This window comes from Sphingomonas sp. CFBP 13706 (genome assembly GCF_014842355.1).
GTDB lineage: Bacteria > Pseudomonadota > Alphaproteobacteria > Sphingomonadales > Sphingomonadaceae > Sphingomonas > Sphingomonas aerolata.
The window spans coordinates 372,418-390,595 of sequence record NZ_JACYVM010000002.1; the positions used below are offsets into that span (position 1 = coordinate 372,418).

The 18,178-nt window shown below is 66.1% G+C and carries 15 protein-coding genes; 11 read left to right on the top strand and 4 right to left on the bottom strand.

Annotation, left to right across the window (positions count from 1 at the left end; genetic code table 11):
• Positions 1-5 precede the first annotated feature (5 nt).
• The 7 genes from nuoL (at position 6) to IFS44_RS05135 (ending at position 8,661) form a co-directional block, all read left to right on the top strand.
• Positions 6-2,114, top strand: a complete 2,109-nt coding sequence (nuoL, locus tag IFS44_RS05105; protein ID WP_192097723.1) for an NADH-quinone oxidoreductase subunit L — start codon at positions 6-8, stop codon at positions 2,112-2,114.
• On the top strand, positions 2,114-3,646 hold the full coding sequence (locus tag IFS44_RS05110; RefSeq protein ID WP_192097724.1) for an NADH-quinone oxidoreductase subunit M: 1,533 nt from the start codon (positions 2,114-2,116) through the stop codon (positions 3,644-3,646). Before nuoL ends, IFS44_RS05110 begins: the two co-directional genes overlap by 1 nt.
• Entirely contained in the window at positions 3,646-5,091 is a 1,446-nt protein-coding gene (gene nuoN / locus IFS44_RS05115) for an NADH-quinone oxidoreductase subunit NuoN (RefSeq protein ID WP_192097725.1), read from the top strand. The genes IFS44_RS05110 and nuoN overlap by 1 nt, the downstream gene beginning before the upstream one ends.
• Positions 5,058-5,825 carry a biotin--[acetyl-CoA-carboxylase] ligase gene (locus tag IFS44_RS05120; RefSeq protein WP_192097726.1) on the top strand — a complete coding sequence of 256 codons (768 nt, stop codon included), beginning with the start codon at positions 5,058-5,060 and terminating at the stop codon, positions 5,823-5,825. The genes nuoN and IFS44_RS05120 overlap by 34 nt, the downstream gene beginning before the upstream one ends.
• 72 nt (positions 5,826-5,897) lie before the next feature.
• Positions 5,898-6,674 (top strand): type III pantothenate kinase, encoded by a 777-nt coding sequence (locus IFS44_RS05125; RefSeq protein ID WP_192097727.1) that lies wholly within the window; start codon positions 5,898-5,900, stop codon positions 6,672-6,674.
• 63 nt (positions 6,675-6,737) lie between these two features.
• Positions 6,738-8,375 carry a ribonuclease J gene (locus tag IFS44_RS05130; protein WP_159512398.1) on the top strand — a complete coding sequence of 546 codons (1,638 nt, stop codon included), beginning with the start codon at positions 6,738-6,740 and terminating at the stop codon, positions 8,373-8,375.
• Positions 8,376-8,379: 4 nt separating this feature from the next.
• A complete protein-coding gene (locus IFS44_RS05135) occupies positions 8,380-8,661 on the top strand; it encodes a DUF1467 family protein (RefSeq protein ID WP_031393778.1) in 282 nt (93 codons plus the stop codon).
• Positions 8,662-8,684: 23 nt separating this feature from the next.
• Here the strand turns inward: IFS44_RS05135 and IFS44_RS05140 are convergent, their stop codons facing one another.
• The gene (locus IFS44_RS05140) at positions 8,685-10,880 is read right to left on the bottom strand and encodes a hypothetical protein (protein ID WP_342366336.1); all 2,196 of its coding nucleotides are present in this window, start codon (positions 10,878-10,880) and stop codon (positions 8,685-8,687) included.
• A gap of 182 nt (positions 10,881-11,062) precedes the next feature.
• On the opposite strand from IFS44_RS05140, the gene IFS44_RS05145 reads away from it, so the two are divergent.
• The 4 genes from IFS44_RS05145 (at position 11,063) to IFS44_RS05160 (ending at position 15,198) form a co-directional block, all read left to right on the top strand.
• Positions 11,063-11,356: an Hpt domain-containing protein gene (locus IFS44_RS05145; protein ID WP_192071237.1), complete on the top strand. Its 294-nt coding sequence runs from the start codon at positions 11,063-11,065 to the stop codon at positions 11,354-11,356.
• An 80-nt stretch (positions 11,357-11,436) separates the two neighbouring features.
• The gene (locus tag IFS44_RS05150) at positions 11,437-12,618 is read left to right on the top strand and encodes a hypothetical protein (RefSeq protein WP_037527531.1); all 1,182 of its coding nucleotides are present in this window, start codon (positions 11,437-11,439) and stop codon (positions 12,616-12,618) included.
• A gap of 34 nt (positions 12,619-12,652) precedes the next feature.
• Positions 12,653-13,783, top strand: a complete 1,131-nt coding sequence (locus IFS44_RS05155) for a DUF2336 domain-containing protein (protein ID WP_031394560.1) — start codon at positions 12,653-12,655, stop codon at positions 13,781-13,783.
• The gene (locus IFS44_RS05160) at positions 13,780-15,198 is read left to right on the top strand and encodes a sensor histidine kinase (RefSeq protein ID WP_192097729.1); all 1,419 of its coding nucleotides are present in this window, start codon (positions 13,780-13,782) and stop codon (positions 15,196-15,198) included. The genes IFS44_RS05155 and IFS44_RS05160 overlap by 4 nt, the downstream gene beginning before the upstream one ends.
• Here the strand turns inward: IFS44_RS05160 and IFS44_RS05165 are convergent.
• From IFS44_RS05165 to gltX, 3 genes are read right to left on the bottom strand one after another with little or no spacing between them, the layout of a single operon-like run.
• A complete protein-coding gene (locus IFS44_RS05165; protein ID WP_031395754.1) occupies positions 15,154-15,354 on the bottom strand; it encodes a hypothetical protein in 201 nt (66 codons plus the stop codon). The genes IFS44_RS05160 and IFS44_RS05165 overlap by 45 nt on opposite strands.
• 1 nt (position 15,355) lies before the next feature.
• The gene (locus IFS44_RS05170) at positions 15,356-16,639 is read right to left on the bottom strand and encodes a citrate synthase (RefSeq protein WP_192097730.1); all 1,284 of its coding nucleotides are present in this window, start codon (positions 16,637-16,639) and stop codon (positions 15,356-15,358) included.
• A gap of 25 nt (positions 16,640-16,664) precedes the next feature.
• Entirely contained in the window at positions 16,665-18,170 is a 1,506-nt protein-coding gene (gltX, locus tag IFS44_RS05175) for a glutamate--tRNA ligase (protein ID WP_081877730.1), read from the bottom strand.
• Between the last annotated feature and the right edge of the window lie 8 nt (positions 18,171-18,178).

Below are 18,178 nucleotides of genomic sequence, written 5' to 3' on the forward strand. Positions count from 1 at the left end.
TACGGTTGATCCAGCTTATCGTCTTCCTGCCGTTACTGGCCGCGATCGTTGCCGGGTTCGGCAATCGCGCGATCGGCAACGTGCCGGCGAAAATCGTCACCACGGCCGCGTTGTTCGCGTCGTGCCTGTTGTCCTGGCCGATCTTCCTCGGTTTCATGGCGGGCACCAGCAGCGCGACCGTCGAGCCGTTGCTCAACTTCATCCAGTCGGGCGACATGAACGTCGCGTGGTCGCTGCGCGTTGATGCGCTGACCGCGGTGATGCTCGTCGTCGTCACGTCGGTGTCGGCTCTCGTCCATCTGTATAGCTGGGGCTATATGGATGAGGATCCCGACCAGCCGCGCTTCTTCGCGTATCTGTCGCTGTTCACCTTCGCGATGCTGATGCTCGTGACCGCGAACAATCTTGTCCAGATGTTCTTCGGCTGGGAAGGCGTGGGCCTCGCGTCCTACCTCCTGATCGGGTTCTGGTTCCGCAAGCCATCGGCAAGCGCCGCGGCGATCAAGGCGTTCGTCGTCAACCGCGTCGGCGACCTTGGCTTCATGCTCGGCATCTTCGGCACGTTCCTGGTGTTCGGCACGGTCTCGATCCCCGAGATCCTGGCCGCCGCGCCCGGCATGGCCGGATCGACGATCGGCTTCCTTGGCTACCGTTTCGATACGATGACGGTGCTTTGCCTGCTGCTGTTCGTCGGCGCGATGGGCAAGTCGGCACAGCTCGGCCTGCACACCTGGCTGCCGGACGCGATGGAAGGCCCGACCCCGGTGTCGGCGCTGATCCACGCGGCGACGATGGTCACTGCAGGCGTGTTCATGGTGTGCCGCCTGTCGCCGATGTTCGAGATGAGCCCGGTCGCGCTGACCGTGGTCACCTCGGTCGGTGCCGCGACCTGCCTGTTTGCCGCGACCTGCGGCCTCGTCCAGACCGACATCAAGCGGGTCATCGCCTATTCGACCTGTTCGCAGCTCGGCTACATGTTCTTCGCGGCCGGCGTCGGCGCGTACGGCGCGGCGATGTTCCACCTGTTCACGCATGCCTTCTTCAAGGCGCTGCTGTTCCTGGGTGCGGGTTCGGTAATCCATGCGATGCACCATGAGCAGGACATGCGCTATTATGGTGGCCTGCGTAAGAAGATCCCGGTGACGTTCTGGGGCATGATGGCGGGTACGCTCGCGATCACCGGCGTCGGCATCCCCGGCATCTTCGGCAACACCGCATTCGGGTTCGCTGGCTTCCATTCGAAGGATGCGATCATCGAGGCGAGCTGGGCCGCGGGTCAGCCGGGTGTGTGGTTCGTCGGCGTGCTCGTTGCGCTGCTCACCAGCTTCTATTCGTGGCGTGTGATGTTCCTCACCTTCTGGGGCAAGCCGCGCTGGGCCGCATCGGAGCACATCCAGCATGCGCTCCACGACGCGCACGGTCATGACGATCATGCGCATGACGCGCATCATGTCGACGATCACCACGCGAACCCGGCAAAGGCCGAGGACGCAGGCCATGCGCCGCATGATCATCACGATGCCGTGCATGCGCCGGCAGAAGGCGATGGCGGGTATCACCCGCATGAGAGCCCGCTGCCGATGCTGATCCCGCTGATCGTCCTGTCGATTGGTGCGGTGCTAGCAGGCTTCGTCTTCCACGGTTACTTCATCGAGCCGAGTGCAGGCGAAGAGTTCTGGAAGGGCGCACTCGCGTTTCGCGAACATCTGATGCACGAGATGCACGGCGTGCCTCTGTTCATCAAGCTGTCGGCGACGATCGCGATGCTGCTCGGCCTGCTGACCGCCTGGTACGCCTATATCAAGAACCCGTCCTTCCCGGGCAAGGTGATCGAGCAATTCGGCGTGCTCTACGACTTCCTGCTGCATAAGTGGTATTTCGACGAGCTGTATGACCTGATCTTCGTCCGCCCCGCCTTCGCGATCGGCCGCTTCCTGTGGCACCGCGGTGACGAGAAGACGATCAACCGGTTCGGCCCCGACGGGTCTGCCTGGCTGGTCCAGGTCGGCGCGCGCGTCGCCGGCCGCTTCCAGACGGGATATCTCTACACCTATGCCTTCGTCATGCTGATCGGCCTGACAGCCGCCGTAACCTGGGCGATCGGACTCTATTGATGACCGGCTTTCCTATCCTCTCCGTCCTGATCGCGGTCCCGATGATCGCGGCTATCGCGTGCCTGTTCGTCTCGGCGAACACGGCCCGGATGCTCGCGCTGGCGGCAACGCTGATCGACTTCGTACTCGGCATTATGCTGTGGATGAACTTCGACATCGGCGGCGCGCAGTGGCAGTTCGTCGAGCATGCCCCCGGCATCTTCGGGCCGTTCGGCTGGTCGCTCGGCATCGACGGCTTCGCGCTGATGCTGATCATGCTCAGCGTGTTCCTGATGCCGATCTGCATCGGTGCCAGCTGGCGCTCGATCACGACCCGCGTGCCGGAATATATGGCGGCGTTCCTGTTCACCGAAGTGCTGATGATCGGCACGTTCGCGGCGCAGGACCTGTTCCTGTTCTACGTATTCTTCGAGGCCGGCCTGATCCCGATGTACCTGATCATCGGTATCTGGGGCGGCGCGAACCGGATCTACGCGTCGTACAAGTTCTTCCTGTACACGCTGCTCGGCTCGGTCCTGATGTTCATCGCGATGCTGTACATGGCGAAGACCGCGGGCACGACGAGCATCCCGGCGCTGCTGAACTATGACTTCCCGGCGCATGTGCAGACCTGGCTGTGGCTGGCGTTCTTCGCGTCGTTTGCGGTCAAGATGCCGATGTGGCCGGTCCATACCTGGTTGCCCGACGCGCATGTGCAGGCGCCGACCGCAGGGTCGGTGATCCTGGCAGGCGTGCTGCTCAAGCTTGGCGGATATGGCTTCCTGCGCTTCCTATTGCCGATGTTCCCCGAAGCCTCTGGCCAGCTCACCTGGCTGATCTTCGGCCTGTCGGCGGTCGCGGTGATCTACACGTCGCTGGTCGCGCTTGTGCAGTCGGACATGAAGAAGCTGATCGCCTATTCGTCGGTCGCGCATATGGCGATCGTCACCATCGGCCTGTTCGCGTTCAACCGACAGGGCATCGAAGGCGCGATGATCATGATGCTGAGCCACGGGCTGGTATCGGGTGCATTGTTCCTCTGCGTCGGCGTGATCTACGACCAGCTCCATACCCGCGAGATCTCGCGCTATGGCGGCTTGGCGATCAACATGCCGCGCTATGCGATCTTCTTCCTGTTCTTCACCATGGCGTCGATCGGCCTGCCGGGCACCAGCGGCTTCGTCGCCGAGTTCCTGTCGCTGATGGGCACCTATCAGGTCTCGACCTGGACGGCCTTGCTCTGCACGACGAGCATCATCCTCGGCGCGGCGTACATGCTGTATCTCTACCGTCGCGTGGTCTTCGGCGAGATCAAGTCGGACGAGGTTCGCGGCATGGTCGACCTGTCGGCGCGCGAATTCTGGTTGCTCGCGCCGATCGCAGCCGTCGTGCTGTGGATGGGCGTCTATCCCGAGAGCTTCTTCGCGCCGATGCGCAAGGATGTCAGCGTCCTGCTCGCGCGCGTCGACCGCGCCAAGCCGGCCAGCGATTCGAACCCAACTGCGGGGAAGCCCGCCACCGTGCATGAAGCCGCGCACGGGGAGGCACACTGATGGAATACGCCGCTAACATCGCAATGACGCTGCCCGAGCTGGTGCTGGCGCTGGGGGCGATCGCGCTGATGCTCGTCTCAGCCTGGGGCGGGGACACGTCGACGCGCGCCGTGTCGATCGCCTCCGTGTTCGTTCTGGTCGGCGCCGGAATCGCGCTGGTCGGTCCGGCATCGTCGGGCGGCTATGCGTTCGACGGCCTCTACCGTGCCGATGCGTTCGGTACCTTTGCCAAGGTGCTGATCTACATCGCGTCCGCGGTCGCGATCATGATGGCGCCGAGCTTCTTTGCGCGGTCACAGGGTGAGGATCTTCGCCCCGAATATCCGGTGCTGATCCTGTTGTCGGCCTGCGGGATGGGCATCATGGTCTCGGCCAGCGACATGCTGACGCTCTATGTCGGTCTCGAGCTGCAGAGCCTTGCGGCGTATGTCCTCGCCAGCTTTATGCGGCGCGACGGGCGATCGGCCGAGGCAGGTCTGAAGTATTTCGTGCTCGGCGCGCTCGCCAGCGGCATCCTGTTGTACGGTATCTCGCTGGTCTACGGTTTCAGCGGCACGACATTGTTCTCGGGCATCGCCGACGCCTATGCCGGGACCAAGTCGCTTGGCTTGCTGTTCGGTCTGGTGTTCGTGTTCGCAGGGCTCGCATTCAAGATCAGCGCAGTGCCGTTCCACATGTGGACGCCCGACGTTTATGAGGGCGCACCGACCCCGGTCACCGCTTTCTTCGCCTCGGCTCCCAAGGTCGCGGCAATGGCGATGGCGGTACGCGTCGCGATCGAGGCAATGGGGCCGGCGACGGACCAGTGGCGTCAGATCGTGATCTTCGCGGCGCTCGCCTCGATCATCCTCGGCGCGGTCGCCGCGATCGGCCAGACCAACGTCAAGCGCCTGCTCGCCTATTCGTCGATCAACAATGTCGGCTTCGCGCTGATCGGTCTTGCTGCGGGGACGCCCGAGGGCGTGTCGGGCGTGCTGATGTATCTGACGATCTATGTCGCGATGACATTGGGCTCGTTCCTGGTCGTGCTGCAGATGCGCGGCGATGACGGGCAGCCAGTCGAGACGATCGCGAGCCTTGCGGGCATGTCGCGGACGCGGCCGGGGCTTGCTGCGGCACTCGCGATCTTCATGTTCAGCCTTGCCGGCATACCGCCGCTGTTCGGCTTCTATGCCAAATTCGCGGTGTTCAGTGCGGCCGTCGATGCTGGGCTCTTCCCACTTGCCGTGGTCGGCATCGCGGCTTCGGTGATCGGCGCCTATTACTACCTGCGCGTCGTCAAAACGATGTACTTCGATGATCCGGCCCCCGCCTTTGCGCCGATGGAGAACAAGCTCGAGGGCGGGTTGATCGCGCTGGCAGCGGTGTTCGTGTCGCCGGCCGGCTATCTGCTCATCCCCGTGCTTGGCGCATGGACGATGGCGGCAGCGCGGGCGTTGTTCTGAGCATCATCCGTACCGTTGCGGAGACTGGATCGACCAATGCCGACCTGCTGGCGCTGGCCCGCACCGGCGCCGATGACGGCCTTTGGCTGAGGGCGGTCCGGCAGACTGCAGGGCGCGGCCGGCAAGGGCGGGAATGGTCGTCCCCCGACGGTAATCTCTATGTGAGCACGCTGGTGCGGCTGCGTCCGGGCGATCCGCCCGCCGCCAGCCTCGCGCTGGTCGCGGCGGTCGCGTTGTATGAGGCCGTGTCGACCTTCCTCGTCTCCGGTATCCGACAGGGAACCACGGACTCAAGCGCGACGCTGCTGCTCAAATGGCCGAACGACCTGTTACTTGCCGGTGCCAAGCTGTCGGGGATCCTGCTCGAGCGCGCGGACGATGCGGTCGTGGTCGGCTTCGGCGTCAACATCGCGCACCATCCCGAGTTGCCCGATCGCAAGACGACCGATCTCACGGCGCACGGCGTCGTCATTGAGCCCGCGTCGTTCCTCGGCATCCTTGCCGACGGCTTTGCGCGCTGGGTCGCGCGTTGGCGGACCGAGGGGCTGGCGCCGGTCCGCGCGCGCTGGGTCGATTGCGCGCATCCGGCGGGCACCGCGCTGACCGCGCGGCTCGCGGACGGCGACGCGATCGAGGGACTGTTCGTGGGGCTCGATAGCGATGGCGCGTTGATCCTGCGCACCGCGTCGGGCGAGCGCCGTGTCATCCACGCCGCCGACATATTCCTGCTGTGATGCGGCGCGTCATCGCCATCGCCGTGGGTCTCGACTATGCACTATCCGCACGGAAAGGTTGAAGGTCCCCGCATGCTGCTCGCCATCGATGCCGGCAATACCAATGTCGTGTTCGCGCTCGTCGAGAAGGGCGTCATCGTCGCGCGTTGGCGGATCGCGACCGATCCGCGTCGCACGGCGGACGAATATGCGGTGTGGCTGAGCCAGTTGATGCAGCTCGGCGGGCACGACCGGGGTGCCGTCGACGGCGTGATCATCGCGACGGTGGTGCCGCGCGCGCTGCACAATCTGCAGGTGCTGGCGTCGAAATATTTCGCGACCGAGGCGCTGATCGCCGGCCGCGCGCCGGTCGAATGGGGGATCGCGATCGACGTCGACGAGCCGGCATCGCTCGGCGCCGACCGTGCGGTGAATACGATCGCCGCGCACGCGCTGCACGACGGCGACCTGATCGTCATCGATTTCGGCACCGCGACGACGTTCGACCTCGTCGACTATCGCGGCGCGTACAAGGGCGGCATCATCGCGCCGGGGATCAATCTGTCGCTCGACGCGCTGGTCACCGCTGCCGCCAAATTGCCGCGCATCGCGATCGAGGCACCCGGCGATACCAGCGTGATCGGGCTGAACACGGTCTCGCAGATGCATATCGGCATCTATTGGGGCTATGTCGCGATGATCGAGGGACTGGTCGCGCGGATGAAGGCCGAGGTCGGGCGACCGGTCAAGGTCATCGCGACCGGCGGACTTGCCACTCTCTTCGAAAAACAGACCGACGTGTTCGACGTCATCGAAGCCGACCTGACGATCCAGGGGCTGGCGATGATGTGGGACCGTCACCATATCTAGGGCCATTGGGCTCGCGCCGACCGGCCTGCGGGCCACATTCCCCTGTAATCCTGAAAGTAATCAATGACTCCGAAGAACGAACTCCTTTTCTGTGGCCTTGGCGGCTCCGGCGAAATCGGCATGAACGTCAACCTGTATGGCTGCCAGGGCAAATGGGTGATGGTCGATCTCGGCATTACCTTTGCCGATCCGCAATATCCCGGCGTCGACGTCATCTTGCCCGATCTGTCGTTCATCGAGGAACGGATCGACGATCTGCTCGGCATCGTGATCACGCATGGCCATGAGGACCATATCGGATCGCTGCCCTATCTCGCTGAAGACCTTGGCGTGCCGATCTATGCGACGCCGTTCACGATGGGCCTGGTCCGCGGCAAGCTCGAGGAAGAGGGGATCGCCAACCGCGTGAAGCTCAAGATGATCCCGATGGGCGGCAACTTCCAGCTCGGGCCGTTCGGCTTCACCTTCGTCGAAATGTCGCATTCGATCCCCGAGGCGAACGCGCTGCTGATCGACACGCCCTATGGTCGCGTGTTCCACACCGGCGACTGGAAGCTCGACAAGAACCCGGTGATCGGCAATCCGACCAAGCCCGAAGGCTTCATGGCGATCGGCGACAAGGGCGTCGACGTCCTGGTCTGCGATTCGACGAACATCTTCAACACCACCGCATCAGGCAGCGAGAGCACGGTCCGCAAGGGCCTGTTCGAAGAGGTCAGCAAGGCCAAGGGCCGGGTGATGATCACCAGCTTCGCGTCGAACGCCGCACGGCTCCACACGTTCGGCGAAGTGGCGAAGGAAACCGGCCGCAAGCTCTGCGTCACCGGACGGTCGCTCGACCGGATCATCAAGGTCGCGCGTGCGACGGGGTATCTGAAGGACTTCCCCGAGACGATCGATCCCGACACCGCGATGCGGCTGCCCAAGAACAAGGTTCTGATCGTCGCCACCGGCGGGCAGGGCGAGGAGCGTGCCGCGCTCGCGCGGGTTGCCAATGGCAGCCACACGATCACGCTCGAGGCCGATGACACGGTGATCTTCTCGTCGAAGCAGATCCCCGGCAACGAGGTCCAGATCGGCCGCATCCAGAACACGCTGGCCGCCAAGGGCATTCGGATGGTGACCGAGCGCCAGGCGCACGTCCACGTCTCGGGCCATCCCGGCCAGCCGGAACTCGCGCAAATGTACGAGTGGCTGCGTCCCGACATGCTGATCCCGACGCATGGCGAGATGCGCCACATGATGGAGCATGCGCGCTTCGGGCTGGAGCAGGGGATTCCCCGTGCGCTGGTGCAGAGCAACGGTGACATCGTCCGGCTGGCGCCCAAGGGGCCGGTCAAGATCGGCAATGCGACAGTCGGCCGCCTGGTCCTCGACGGTGACGTGATCCTGCCGGCGGACGGCACCACGCTGAACGAGCGTCGCAAGCTGGCTATCAATGGCCAGATTTCGGTCGCGGTGGCGATCGGCAAGGACGGGCGGATGCTCGGCCAGCCGCAGGTCCGCGTTCAGGGCGTGCCGGTGGAGGAAGATCGTGCCGCGTTCGTCGCGGATGCGGTCCAGGCGGTTGCCGACACCGTGCGGGGCGGCAAGCGCGATATCGACAAGATGCGCGAGCAGGTCCGGCTTGCAGTCCGCAAGGTCTCGACGCGCTGGACGGGCAAGAAGCCGATCGTCGACGTTCTGCTGATCGAAGGCTGAGCCGATGCGCTGGACCTCGGCACTCGCGATCTACGTCCTGTTCTGGGCGTTCTCGGTGTTCCTGGTCCTGCCATTCGGTGTTCGGACGACGCGTGAGGTCGGGGGCGAAACCGTCCCCGGCCAGTCCGAGAGCGCGCCGCATGATTTCCACGCCGGCCGCGTCGCCTGGCGCGTGACGATCGTCGCTACGACGCTGTTCGTGCTGTTCCAGCTGAATTACGCCTATGGCTGGATCACGCCGCAGATGTTCGACCTGTTCGACACACGCGACATGGTCCGCCGCTAGCGCGACCGGGGCGGGCGCCCCTATTAGCGGAGGCGTTCGATCGCCTGTGCGAGCGCCACGTAGAGCTTGCCCATATCCGACGAGAGCAGGGTGACGCCGAGCGGTGAGCCGTCGCGCTGTGCCAGGATCGCGCGCAACATCGATTCGAAGTCGTGGATGTAGCGGTTCACCATCTCGCGGAAACCGGCATCGTCGTCATACAGGTTCGCGATCGACCGGGCATCGTTCGCGTCGAGGATGCGCACCGCACGGCGGGTGAAGACGCCGCGATCACCCTTGAGATAGGCCGCCCAGGCGCTGTCGGCGACTTCGGGCGCGAACGCCTTGGCGATGTCGATCGAGGCGGAGTTCAGCGATTCGATGAGCAGCGAGACCCGCCGCGCGAATGTGTCGCGATCGGCGGTTTCGCGGTCGTTGCGTGCCTCTTCGAGCCGGGTTTCGACGACCGCGGTCTGCTGTGCAATCGCCTCGACCTGTGCCGCCAGCCGCTCGGTCGCGCGCGTCGTCGCGTCGACCGCGGCGTCGGTCGCGTCGCCGATCGCCTGGATTTGTCGATCGACGGTGTCGCCGGTCGCGCGGCGCAGCGCAGCACTGCTGGCGAGCTCGAGCGCCTGCGCGGCGTCGGGAATGACCTGAGCGAGCGTGTGGCGCGCGGTATCCGCCGCCGCGGTCGCGGTCTCGCGGACGCGCAGCAATGCCTCGACGAGACGGGGTGCGGCCTCTTCGGAGAAGCTGTTGGTGCGGTCGATCGTCTCGTCGACCATCTGGCTGAGTGCGTCCGCCTTGGCGCGTCCCGAGGCCAGCGTGTCGAGCAGGGTGTTCGACAGGCGATCGAGCACGCTACGCTGTTCGGCGATGACCCCGGCGATCGCCTCGATCGCGTCGTGCGTGCTTTCGGCCGCGGTGACGAGCGCGAGCAGTTCGGGCTTTGCCGCGACCACGATCGCCTTGCTGTCCGCGACGCGCCGGTCGAGCCGTGAGAGCGCATCGGGCAGCGTTTCGTCGATCTCGCGCGCCGCGGCGTCGAGGGCGATCAGCAGCGATTCGGTCGTGCCGATCGTCCGCCCCGCCATCGCCTCGCCCGAGCGCAGCGCCTCGGTCATCGCATCCGCCGAGCCGCCCAGCGCGCTGATCGACGCAGCGAGCAACTGGGTCCGCTCGACACCATGATGGTGGAGCGTGTCGATCCGCGTCTCGACCTGGTCGAGGCCTGAACCGAGCGAGCCGAGGATATCCTCCCCGGCTGTACGCTGATCCTCGAGGCGGCGGGCAACCTGGGCGATCGCCGAATCGACGCCGGCGATCCGGTCGGCGATTGCCTCGGCGCTCGCGCGCGTCGCGCCGTCGAGTGCAGCCTGATTGGCACTGACCATCGCCAGCACCGCGTCACCCTGCGCGGCGATGCCCTTGCGTGCCTCGTCGACCGCATCGGCGGTGCGCCCGAGCAGCGCGTCGACCGCTTCGGACATCGTCTCGGTGACGGCCTCAAGCCGCGCGCCGGCGGTTTCGCTGGTCGCCTCCATCCGGATGATATGTGCGGCCAGCCGCTGCGCCGCGCCGCTCGCCACCGCATCGGCCTCCCGGCCACGGGCCGCCAGCGCGCCGATCTGCGCATCGAGGGCACCGGCATGCTCGCTGGCGGAAAGGCCGGCGCGCTCGAGCTGGTCCGCCATCGCTTCCGTCTCGGCATGCGCGCGCGGCAGCGAGGCAAGCAGGACACCGAGCGACGTCTGCGTCGCGTCGGCCGCGGCGACGAGGCTGCGCGTGTGTGCGTCGGCGCGTTCGATCTCGGTCGCGAAGCCTTGACCGATCGCGCCGAGAAACTGATGCGCGGTCTCGCCCATTGTCATCAGCGTGTCGACCTGATCCGCCAGATGACGGCGATTGCGGTCGATCGTCTGCGCGGTCGCGGCGACCGCCTGTTCGAGCCGGGCGGATTCCGCCTGCATTGCGCGCGCCGTGGCGCCGAACCGCGCCGCCTCGGTCCGGCTCGTCCGCATCGCGAGCAACCAGATGATGCCGATCAGCGCAGGCACGACGCACAGCGCTGCGAGGAGCTGGACCAGCGCGACCGGTCCGATCGCACCGATTTCGCCGCGGACGAGCCAGAGCATGACGGCGAGCCAGAGCAGGACCGCGGCGATCGCCGCACCTGCAAAGATCCGGCCGCGATCGGCGTCGTCGTCGTCCGCCGGCAGGATATAGTCGTCGATAAACACGGGTGCGCGTTCCTTCAAAGGCGGTGGTGGGACGTCGCCAAGGTCCGGATCCCGGGCAGGGTCCGCGCGCAGGCCGATGATGGAAGAACCCCCGTTCATGCCCGGGTTTTACCATGAAATCGGCTTTGACAAAGCGAATAGCGCAACCTCCCGTTAAGTCGGTCGCGTGTACGCCCCATCTCATGGCCTATGATCCCGGAGCAATCGACGCCGCCCTGGCAGCCGCGGTCGGGGACGATCCGCTGCTGATCGCCGACCTGCACCTCGCCTTCACCCACAGCGCGGCCGACGCGCTGGACGCTATGGTGGACGCATCCGACGCCGACGCTTGGCGCGCCGCGGCATGGCGGCTGAAGGGGCTGGCGGCGAGCTTTGGCGCAATGCCGCTGATGACGCTGGCGCGCGCGGCGGCCGACACCCTGCCCGGCGACGACGACATGCTGCGCCGGCTGCGCGACGCGGTCGAGCAGCTTTGATGCGCATGCAGGGCGTCGATCTGCACGCGCTGCCGACGCGCGGGCTTTGCATCCGTCGTTTCGACGCCTAACAGCCGCAGATGCTTGCCGGGCTTCTCTTTGCTATTCACGATGCCGACGATCGTCCCGATCGCCTGGCTGCCACTCTGCCGTTCAGCGGCGTCACGCTGATCGAGTATCAGGCGCGGTTGCTGATTGCAGCCGGCGTGCGTCAGGTCATCGTTGTCGTCGCGCGGCTGACGCCCGAGTTGCTGGGCGCGATCAATCGCATCAACCGCCGCGGTGTCGCGGTCGATACCGTCCGGACTGCGGCCGAGGCGATGGAAAAGCTCCATCCGCTGGCGCGCGTCTTGATGCTCGGCGACGGGCTGGTGACGACCGAGAGCATCGTTGCGGCGATGGCGAACGAGGGTGGCGATGCGCTGCTCGTCGTGCCGGAGGACGATGCCGGACCGGGGTTCGAGCGTGTCGGCGGCCAGATGGCATGGGCCGGGGTCGCCCGGCTGGAGCCCGCGCGGATCGCCGAAGTCGCTGGCCTGCCCAATGATTACGACCTGCAATCGACGCTGCTGCGGATCGCGGTGCAGGCGCGCGCGGTGCAGATCCTGTTGCCGACCGATGCAATTCGCAGCGGGCACGGCATTGAGCGCGAGGCGCGGACGCTGGAAGAACGCGGTCGTGCCGTGCTGGCGACGATCGTGTCGGGGCGCAGCGGCTGGTTCGACCGTTTCGTGCTCGCGCCGATCGCCAGGCTCGGCCTGCCGTTCCTGGTCGATAAGAGCGTTGCCGGCACGACCGTCGGCGCGACGTCACTGGGTATTGCCGCCGCCGGGCTCGGCGCGATGCTGTTCGGCTGGCTGGCGACCGGACTGGTGCTTGCCAGCACGGCCTGTGTCGGTCTGGCGATCGGCTCGGTGCTGAGCGGGCTGCGCGACGATGAGTCGGTCGCGACGATGCAGACGCGCGGAATCGGCGTCGTCAGCGCGCTCGCCGTTCTGCTGTTTGCCTTTCTGTGGGCGGGCTATTCGGCCGACAACAGCGCGCTTGTCATGGCGGCCGCGCTGCTTGCGATCGCAGCGCTTGGCGAACGCGCGATCGTCGAGCGCGCGCGCCGCATGTGGTGGGGCAGTGCGCCGGCCTATCTGCTGATCGTCACGATCGTCGCGATCCTCGGATTTCCGCTGTTGGGCCTTGCGATCGCCGGGCTGTACGCGACGGTCACGCTGGCTGCGGCAATCGAGCATCTTCGTCTTCAGCCTTAGTACCGCCTTAACAATAAGGGGGTAGGCACGGCGCATGTCGGTTGGCTCTGAACCCTTGCCTGATCCCGCGCTGTCACGCGCGAGTGCGATCGCGCGCGCCGCGCGTGCGCGTCAGCGGGCCGACGACCGGCTGGAAACCACAATCACCGACTTTTTCCTGACCGCCGATGCGCGGCTGGAGGAGCGTACGCGGTTGATGCTGGCGCATGTCCTGCGCGGGATCATCGGGGCGATCGAGGCGGATATCCGCCGTCATGCCGCCCGCGTTCTCGCCGGGCTGGGGGAGACGACGCGGGCGGAGGCGATCCTGACGCAGGGCGGCGCCTTGCTGCGGCTGACGCGGTCGGGGGTGTTGCGCGATCGCGACCTGATGAAGGACCTGATCGCTCGCGTCCGGCACGACCTGATCGCAGACGCCCTTCCCGCCGCGATTGCCGGTCCCGAGGAGCCGAGCCTGTTGATCCGCCTGACGGGGGTGTCGGATACGACCGTCGCCACCGCGGCCGGCGCGCTGCTCGCGGCGGAAAGTCGGCGTCGTGCTGCCAATGAATCGGGAATGATCGCCGGAAGCGACGTGCCCGCCGACCTGCATCGCCGCCTCGTCTGGTGGGTTGCCGCAGCGGTGCGCGACGGGCTTGACGATGCCTTGAAGGACGCTGGCGAGATGGTCGCGATGCAGGGCCGCGGCCAGAGTGATCAGGCAATCACCGAAGCGGCGCTGCGCAGCCTTGCCGCGCATGATGACGCGGAGCGCCCCGAAGCGGTCGCGATCCGCCTCGCCGCGGCGATCGATGCCCGTCGCGACGAATTGCCGGCGCTGCTGGTCGAGGCGCTCGGCGACCGGCGTCTGACCCTGTTCGTCGCGGTGCTGGCGCATGCGATCGGGATCGATGCCGAACAGGTCCGGGTGATCGTACTCGATCCCGACGGAGAGCAACTGTGGCTGGCACTGCGGGCGGCGGATCTCGACCGGGAGACGATCGCGCGGATCGGGCTGGCGCTGGCCGATGCCGATCCACGCCGTGATATCGAAAGTTTCGCCGACGCGCTCGACAGCATCGCGAGCGTCGCGGTCGACGATGCGCGCGCGGCGATCGCACCGCTGGCAATGCACCGCGAGTTTCGCGCGGCGTTGCGGGCGCTGGCCGGGGCAGACCGACGATGACGGGATATACGACAGGCGATACTGCGGTCGCACTGGCGGAAGTGGCAGGGGACGGCGTGTTGCTGTCGGCGGATCCGATCCTTCTTGCGCTCAACAGCCGCGCGGGGGGGGTGATCGGCGCGCCGATCGCGGTGCCGCAGCTCGCGATGATCGCACGCCTGGCGCGCCGGCTGGGAATCGCGGTTTCGCGCAGCGTGGTGATCGCCGATGACGACGTCGATCTCGATCTGTGGGTCCGTGCGCAGCCCGAGGGCGATACAGTCGGCCTTGCGGTGAGTGGCTGGCGCGAACTCCAGCCGTGGCGTCCAGCGGCACCGAACCCCGGTGCAGGCGTCGATTTTCTGTCGAGTGGTGCCGACTGGCGCTGGGAAACCGACGCAGCACTTCGCCTGACATTCGTATCGCCCGACGCAGGGCCCCGCATGGGCGTCGACCCGCTGGCGCTGCTCGGCAAGCCGCTGACCAGCCTCGTCATGCTCGACAGCGGCGATGACGGCGCGCTGCCGATCCTCGACGCGGTCGCGCGCCGCCAGCCGCTCGACGCACAGCCCGCGCGACTGCGGGGGTCGGGCCGCGCGATCATGCTGAGCGCGGTGGTTCGCCGTGACGCGGAACGCGCCTTTGCCGGGTTCATCGGCAGCGGGCAACTGATCGACGATCCCGCGGACGTGCCATCGCCGGCCGCCAAGCCCCGGCCGGCGGGGGCAGACCAGCTGTCGCCGACCTTCACCGCCGGGCTAGATCGTGCGCTGCGGACACCGCTAGCGCGCATCGTTGCGAACGCCGACAGTATCCATGCGCAGACCGATGGTTTGGTGCAGCCCGATTATGCCGATTATGCCGCGGACATCGCCAATGCCGGCCGCCATCTGTTGGCGCTGGTCGACGATCTGGTCGATCTTCAGGCGGTCGAGCGACCCGACTTCGCGCTGCTTCTCGAGACGATCGATATGGCCGATATTGCGCGGCGTGCTGCCGGGCTGCTGGCGGTGCGGGCGGGGAATGCGAACGTGACGATCACCCGTCCCGCTGCGGAAGCCCGCGTCGTCGCGCACGGCGATTTCCGGCGCGTGTTGCAGATCCTGGTCAATCTGATCGGCAACGCAGTGCGCTATTCGCAGTCGGGTGGCGCGGTGATGGTGACGGCGCATGCGGGGAGCGACCAGGTGACCGTCGTCGTCGCGGATACCGGCAAGGGCGTGGCGCCCGCGGATCATGCACGGATTTTCGAGAAATTCGAGCGGGTCGACGCGTCCGAGCCGGGCGGCAACGGCCTCGGCCTCTATATCGCGCGGCGGCTGGCTCGGGCGATGGGCGGCGACCTGACGATCGACAGCGCGATCGGCGAGGGGGCTCGGTTCGTGTTGTCGTTACCGACGCAGGCGACGCGCGGCCAGGATCAGTACCAGGCCTAATACCGCGAGCGCGGCGCCGCGGTCCGCCCAAGGCCGCTGATCGAGCATGAAGCTCGATCGCGGCCAATGGACATAGCCAAGCCCCTGGCCGATCCACAGGAACCCCATCAGCGCGCACAGCACACCGATGACCATGAGGATCGGCCGGAGCTTCATCTCAGCGCGACGCCATCGGCGTATAGTCGCGCTGCGTCGGGCCGCTGTAGAGCTGGCGCGGACGGCCGATCTTCTGGTCGGGATCGGTGATCATCTCGTTCCACTGCGCGACCCAGCCGACGGTGCGGGCGAGTGCGAAGAGCACGGTGAACATCGAGGTCGGGAAGCCGATCGCCGAGAGAATGACGCCCGAATAGAAGTCGACGTTCGGGAACAGCTTCTTCTCGATGAAGTAGGGATCGTTCAGCGCCAGACGCTCGAGCTCGATCGCCACGTCGAACACGGGGTCGGTGACGCCCAGCTCGCCGAGCACTTCCTTAACGGTCGTCTGCATGACGGCCGCGCGCGGATCGTAGTTCTTGTAGACGCGGTGGCCGAAGCCCATCAGGCGGAACGGATCGTTCTTGTCCTTCGCGCGGGCGATGAACTCGGGGATCCGGTCAACCGTGCCGATCTCATGCAGCATGTTGAGCGCGGCTTCGTTGGCGCCGCCATGCGCGGGGCCCCACAGGCAGGCGATGCCGGCCGCGATGCACGCGAACGGGTTGGCGCCCGACGAGCCGGCGAGACGGACGGTCGAGGTCGACGCATTCTGCTCGTGATCGGCGTGGAGGATGAAGATGCGGTCCATCGCCTTTTCGACGATCGGGTTCACGACGTACTTCTCCGCTGGCACGGCGAACGTCATCTTCAGGAAGTTGCCGGTGTAGCTCAGCGTGTTGTCCGGATAGACGAACGGCTGGCCGACGCTGTACTTGTACGCCATCGCGGCGATCGTCGGCATCTTGGCGATCAGGCGATGCGACGCGATGACGCGCTGTGCCGGATCGTGGATGTCGGTCGAATCGTGATAGAAGGCCGACAGCGCGCCGACGACGCCGCACAGGATCGCCATCGGATGCGCGTCGCGACGGAACCCGCGGAAGAACTGCGCGAGCTGCTCATGCACCATCGTGTGGCGCGTGATCGTGTTCGAGAAGGTCGACAGCTCTTCTTCGCTGGGCAGTTCGCCGTTCAGCAGCAGATAGGCGACTTCCATGAAGTTCGACTGTTCGGCGAGCTCGCCGATCGTGTAGCCGCGGTGGAGCAGCGTGCCCGCATCGCCGTCGATATAGGTCAGCTTCGACTGGCACGAGGCGGTCGAGGTGAAGCCCGGATCATAGGTGAAATTGTCGGTCTGCGCGTACAGCTTGCGGATATCGATGACATCGGGGCCGACCGTACCGGACATGACCGGATAATCGAATTCCTTGCCGTCGACCTTGAGGTTTGCGGTCTCGCTCATGCTTGTATCCTTCCTCGAAATCTTATCAGTCTGCCATCCGGTCGGCGATCCGACCGAGGCTCTCGTCACGCCCGAGCAGGTCGAGCACATCGAATATTCCCGGCGACGTCTTGCGACCGGTCAGCGCGGCGCGAAGGGGTTGTGCAACCTGCCCGAGCTTTAGGCTTCGCGCTTCGGCCACGCGCCGTACCGCGCCTTCGAGCGCTTCCGTATCCCACTTGTCGAGCGCGTCAAGTTCAGCATGCGCGTTCGTCAGAATCGCACTCGCTTCACCCTGCAAAAGGCTCGCTGCGGCGTCATCCATCGCCAAAGGTCGCTGGCTGAACAGGAAATTCGAACCTTCGGCGAGTTCGTTCAGGTTCGCTGCACGTGGCTTCAGGACCGGCATGGCGCGAGTCAGAAGGTCGAGTCCGCCATCGGGCAGGGCATGGCCGAGCCGATCGGCGGCGAGCTGGGCCAGACGCGCGTCATCGGCCTCGCGAATATAGTGGCCGTTCAGATTCTCGAGCTTCTTCAGGTCGAAGCGCGAGGGCGACTTGCCGACGCCCGACAGGTCGAACCACTCGACCGCCTGTTCGCGGCTGATGATCTCGTCGTCACCGTGCCCCCAGCCGAGCCGCAGCAGGTAATTGTCGAACGCCTCGGGCAGGATGCCCATCTCGTCGCGATACGCCTCGATGCCGACGGCGCCGTGACGCTTGGACAGCTTGGCACCATCGGGGCCGTGGATCAGCGGGATGTGCGCATAGATCGGATCGGGCCAGCCGCCCTCGATCGCGTCCATCGCGCGGTAGATCGGCAGCTGCCGGAACGCGTTGTTGAGATGATCGTCACCGCGGATGACGTGGGTAACGCCCATGTCGTGATCGTCGACGACGACCGCGAGCATGTATGTCGGCGTGCCGTCCGAACGGAGGAGGACGAGATCGTCGATTTCCTCGTTGCGGACCGTCACCGATCCCTGGACGCGATCCTCGATCGTGACCGCACCTTCCTGCGGCGCGCGCAGGCGGACGACATGGGGAAGATCGGGGGCCTCGCTTGCCGGACGGTCGCGCCACGGGCTGCGGATGCGGAGCGGCTTCTTGGCCGCCTGCGCCTCCGCGCGCATCGCCGCGATCTCGTCATTGGTCATGTAGCAGCGATAGGCGTGGCCGGCCTCGACCATCTGGTGCGCGACGCGGGCGTGGCGATCGGCGCCGGCGAACTGCATGACGACGTCGCCGTCCCAGTCGATCCCCAGCCAGCGCATGCCGTCGATGATCGCGTCGATCGCCGGCTGGGTCGACCGCACGCGGTCGGTATCCTCGATACGCAGCAGGAATTTGCCGCCGTTCGCCTTGGCGAACAGCCAGTTGAACAACGCCGTGCGTGCGCCGCCAAGATGCAGGAACCCCGTCGGCGACGGAGCGAAACGAGTAACCACGGGTGCGGCCGAAACGACGGCATCCGTATCAGATATTGCGCCCAACCGCGGGTGCTCCCAGACTGTAGAAACGATGGCCGGATCAGCCGTCGCCGCCTCTAGCATGCGTCCCC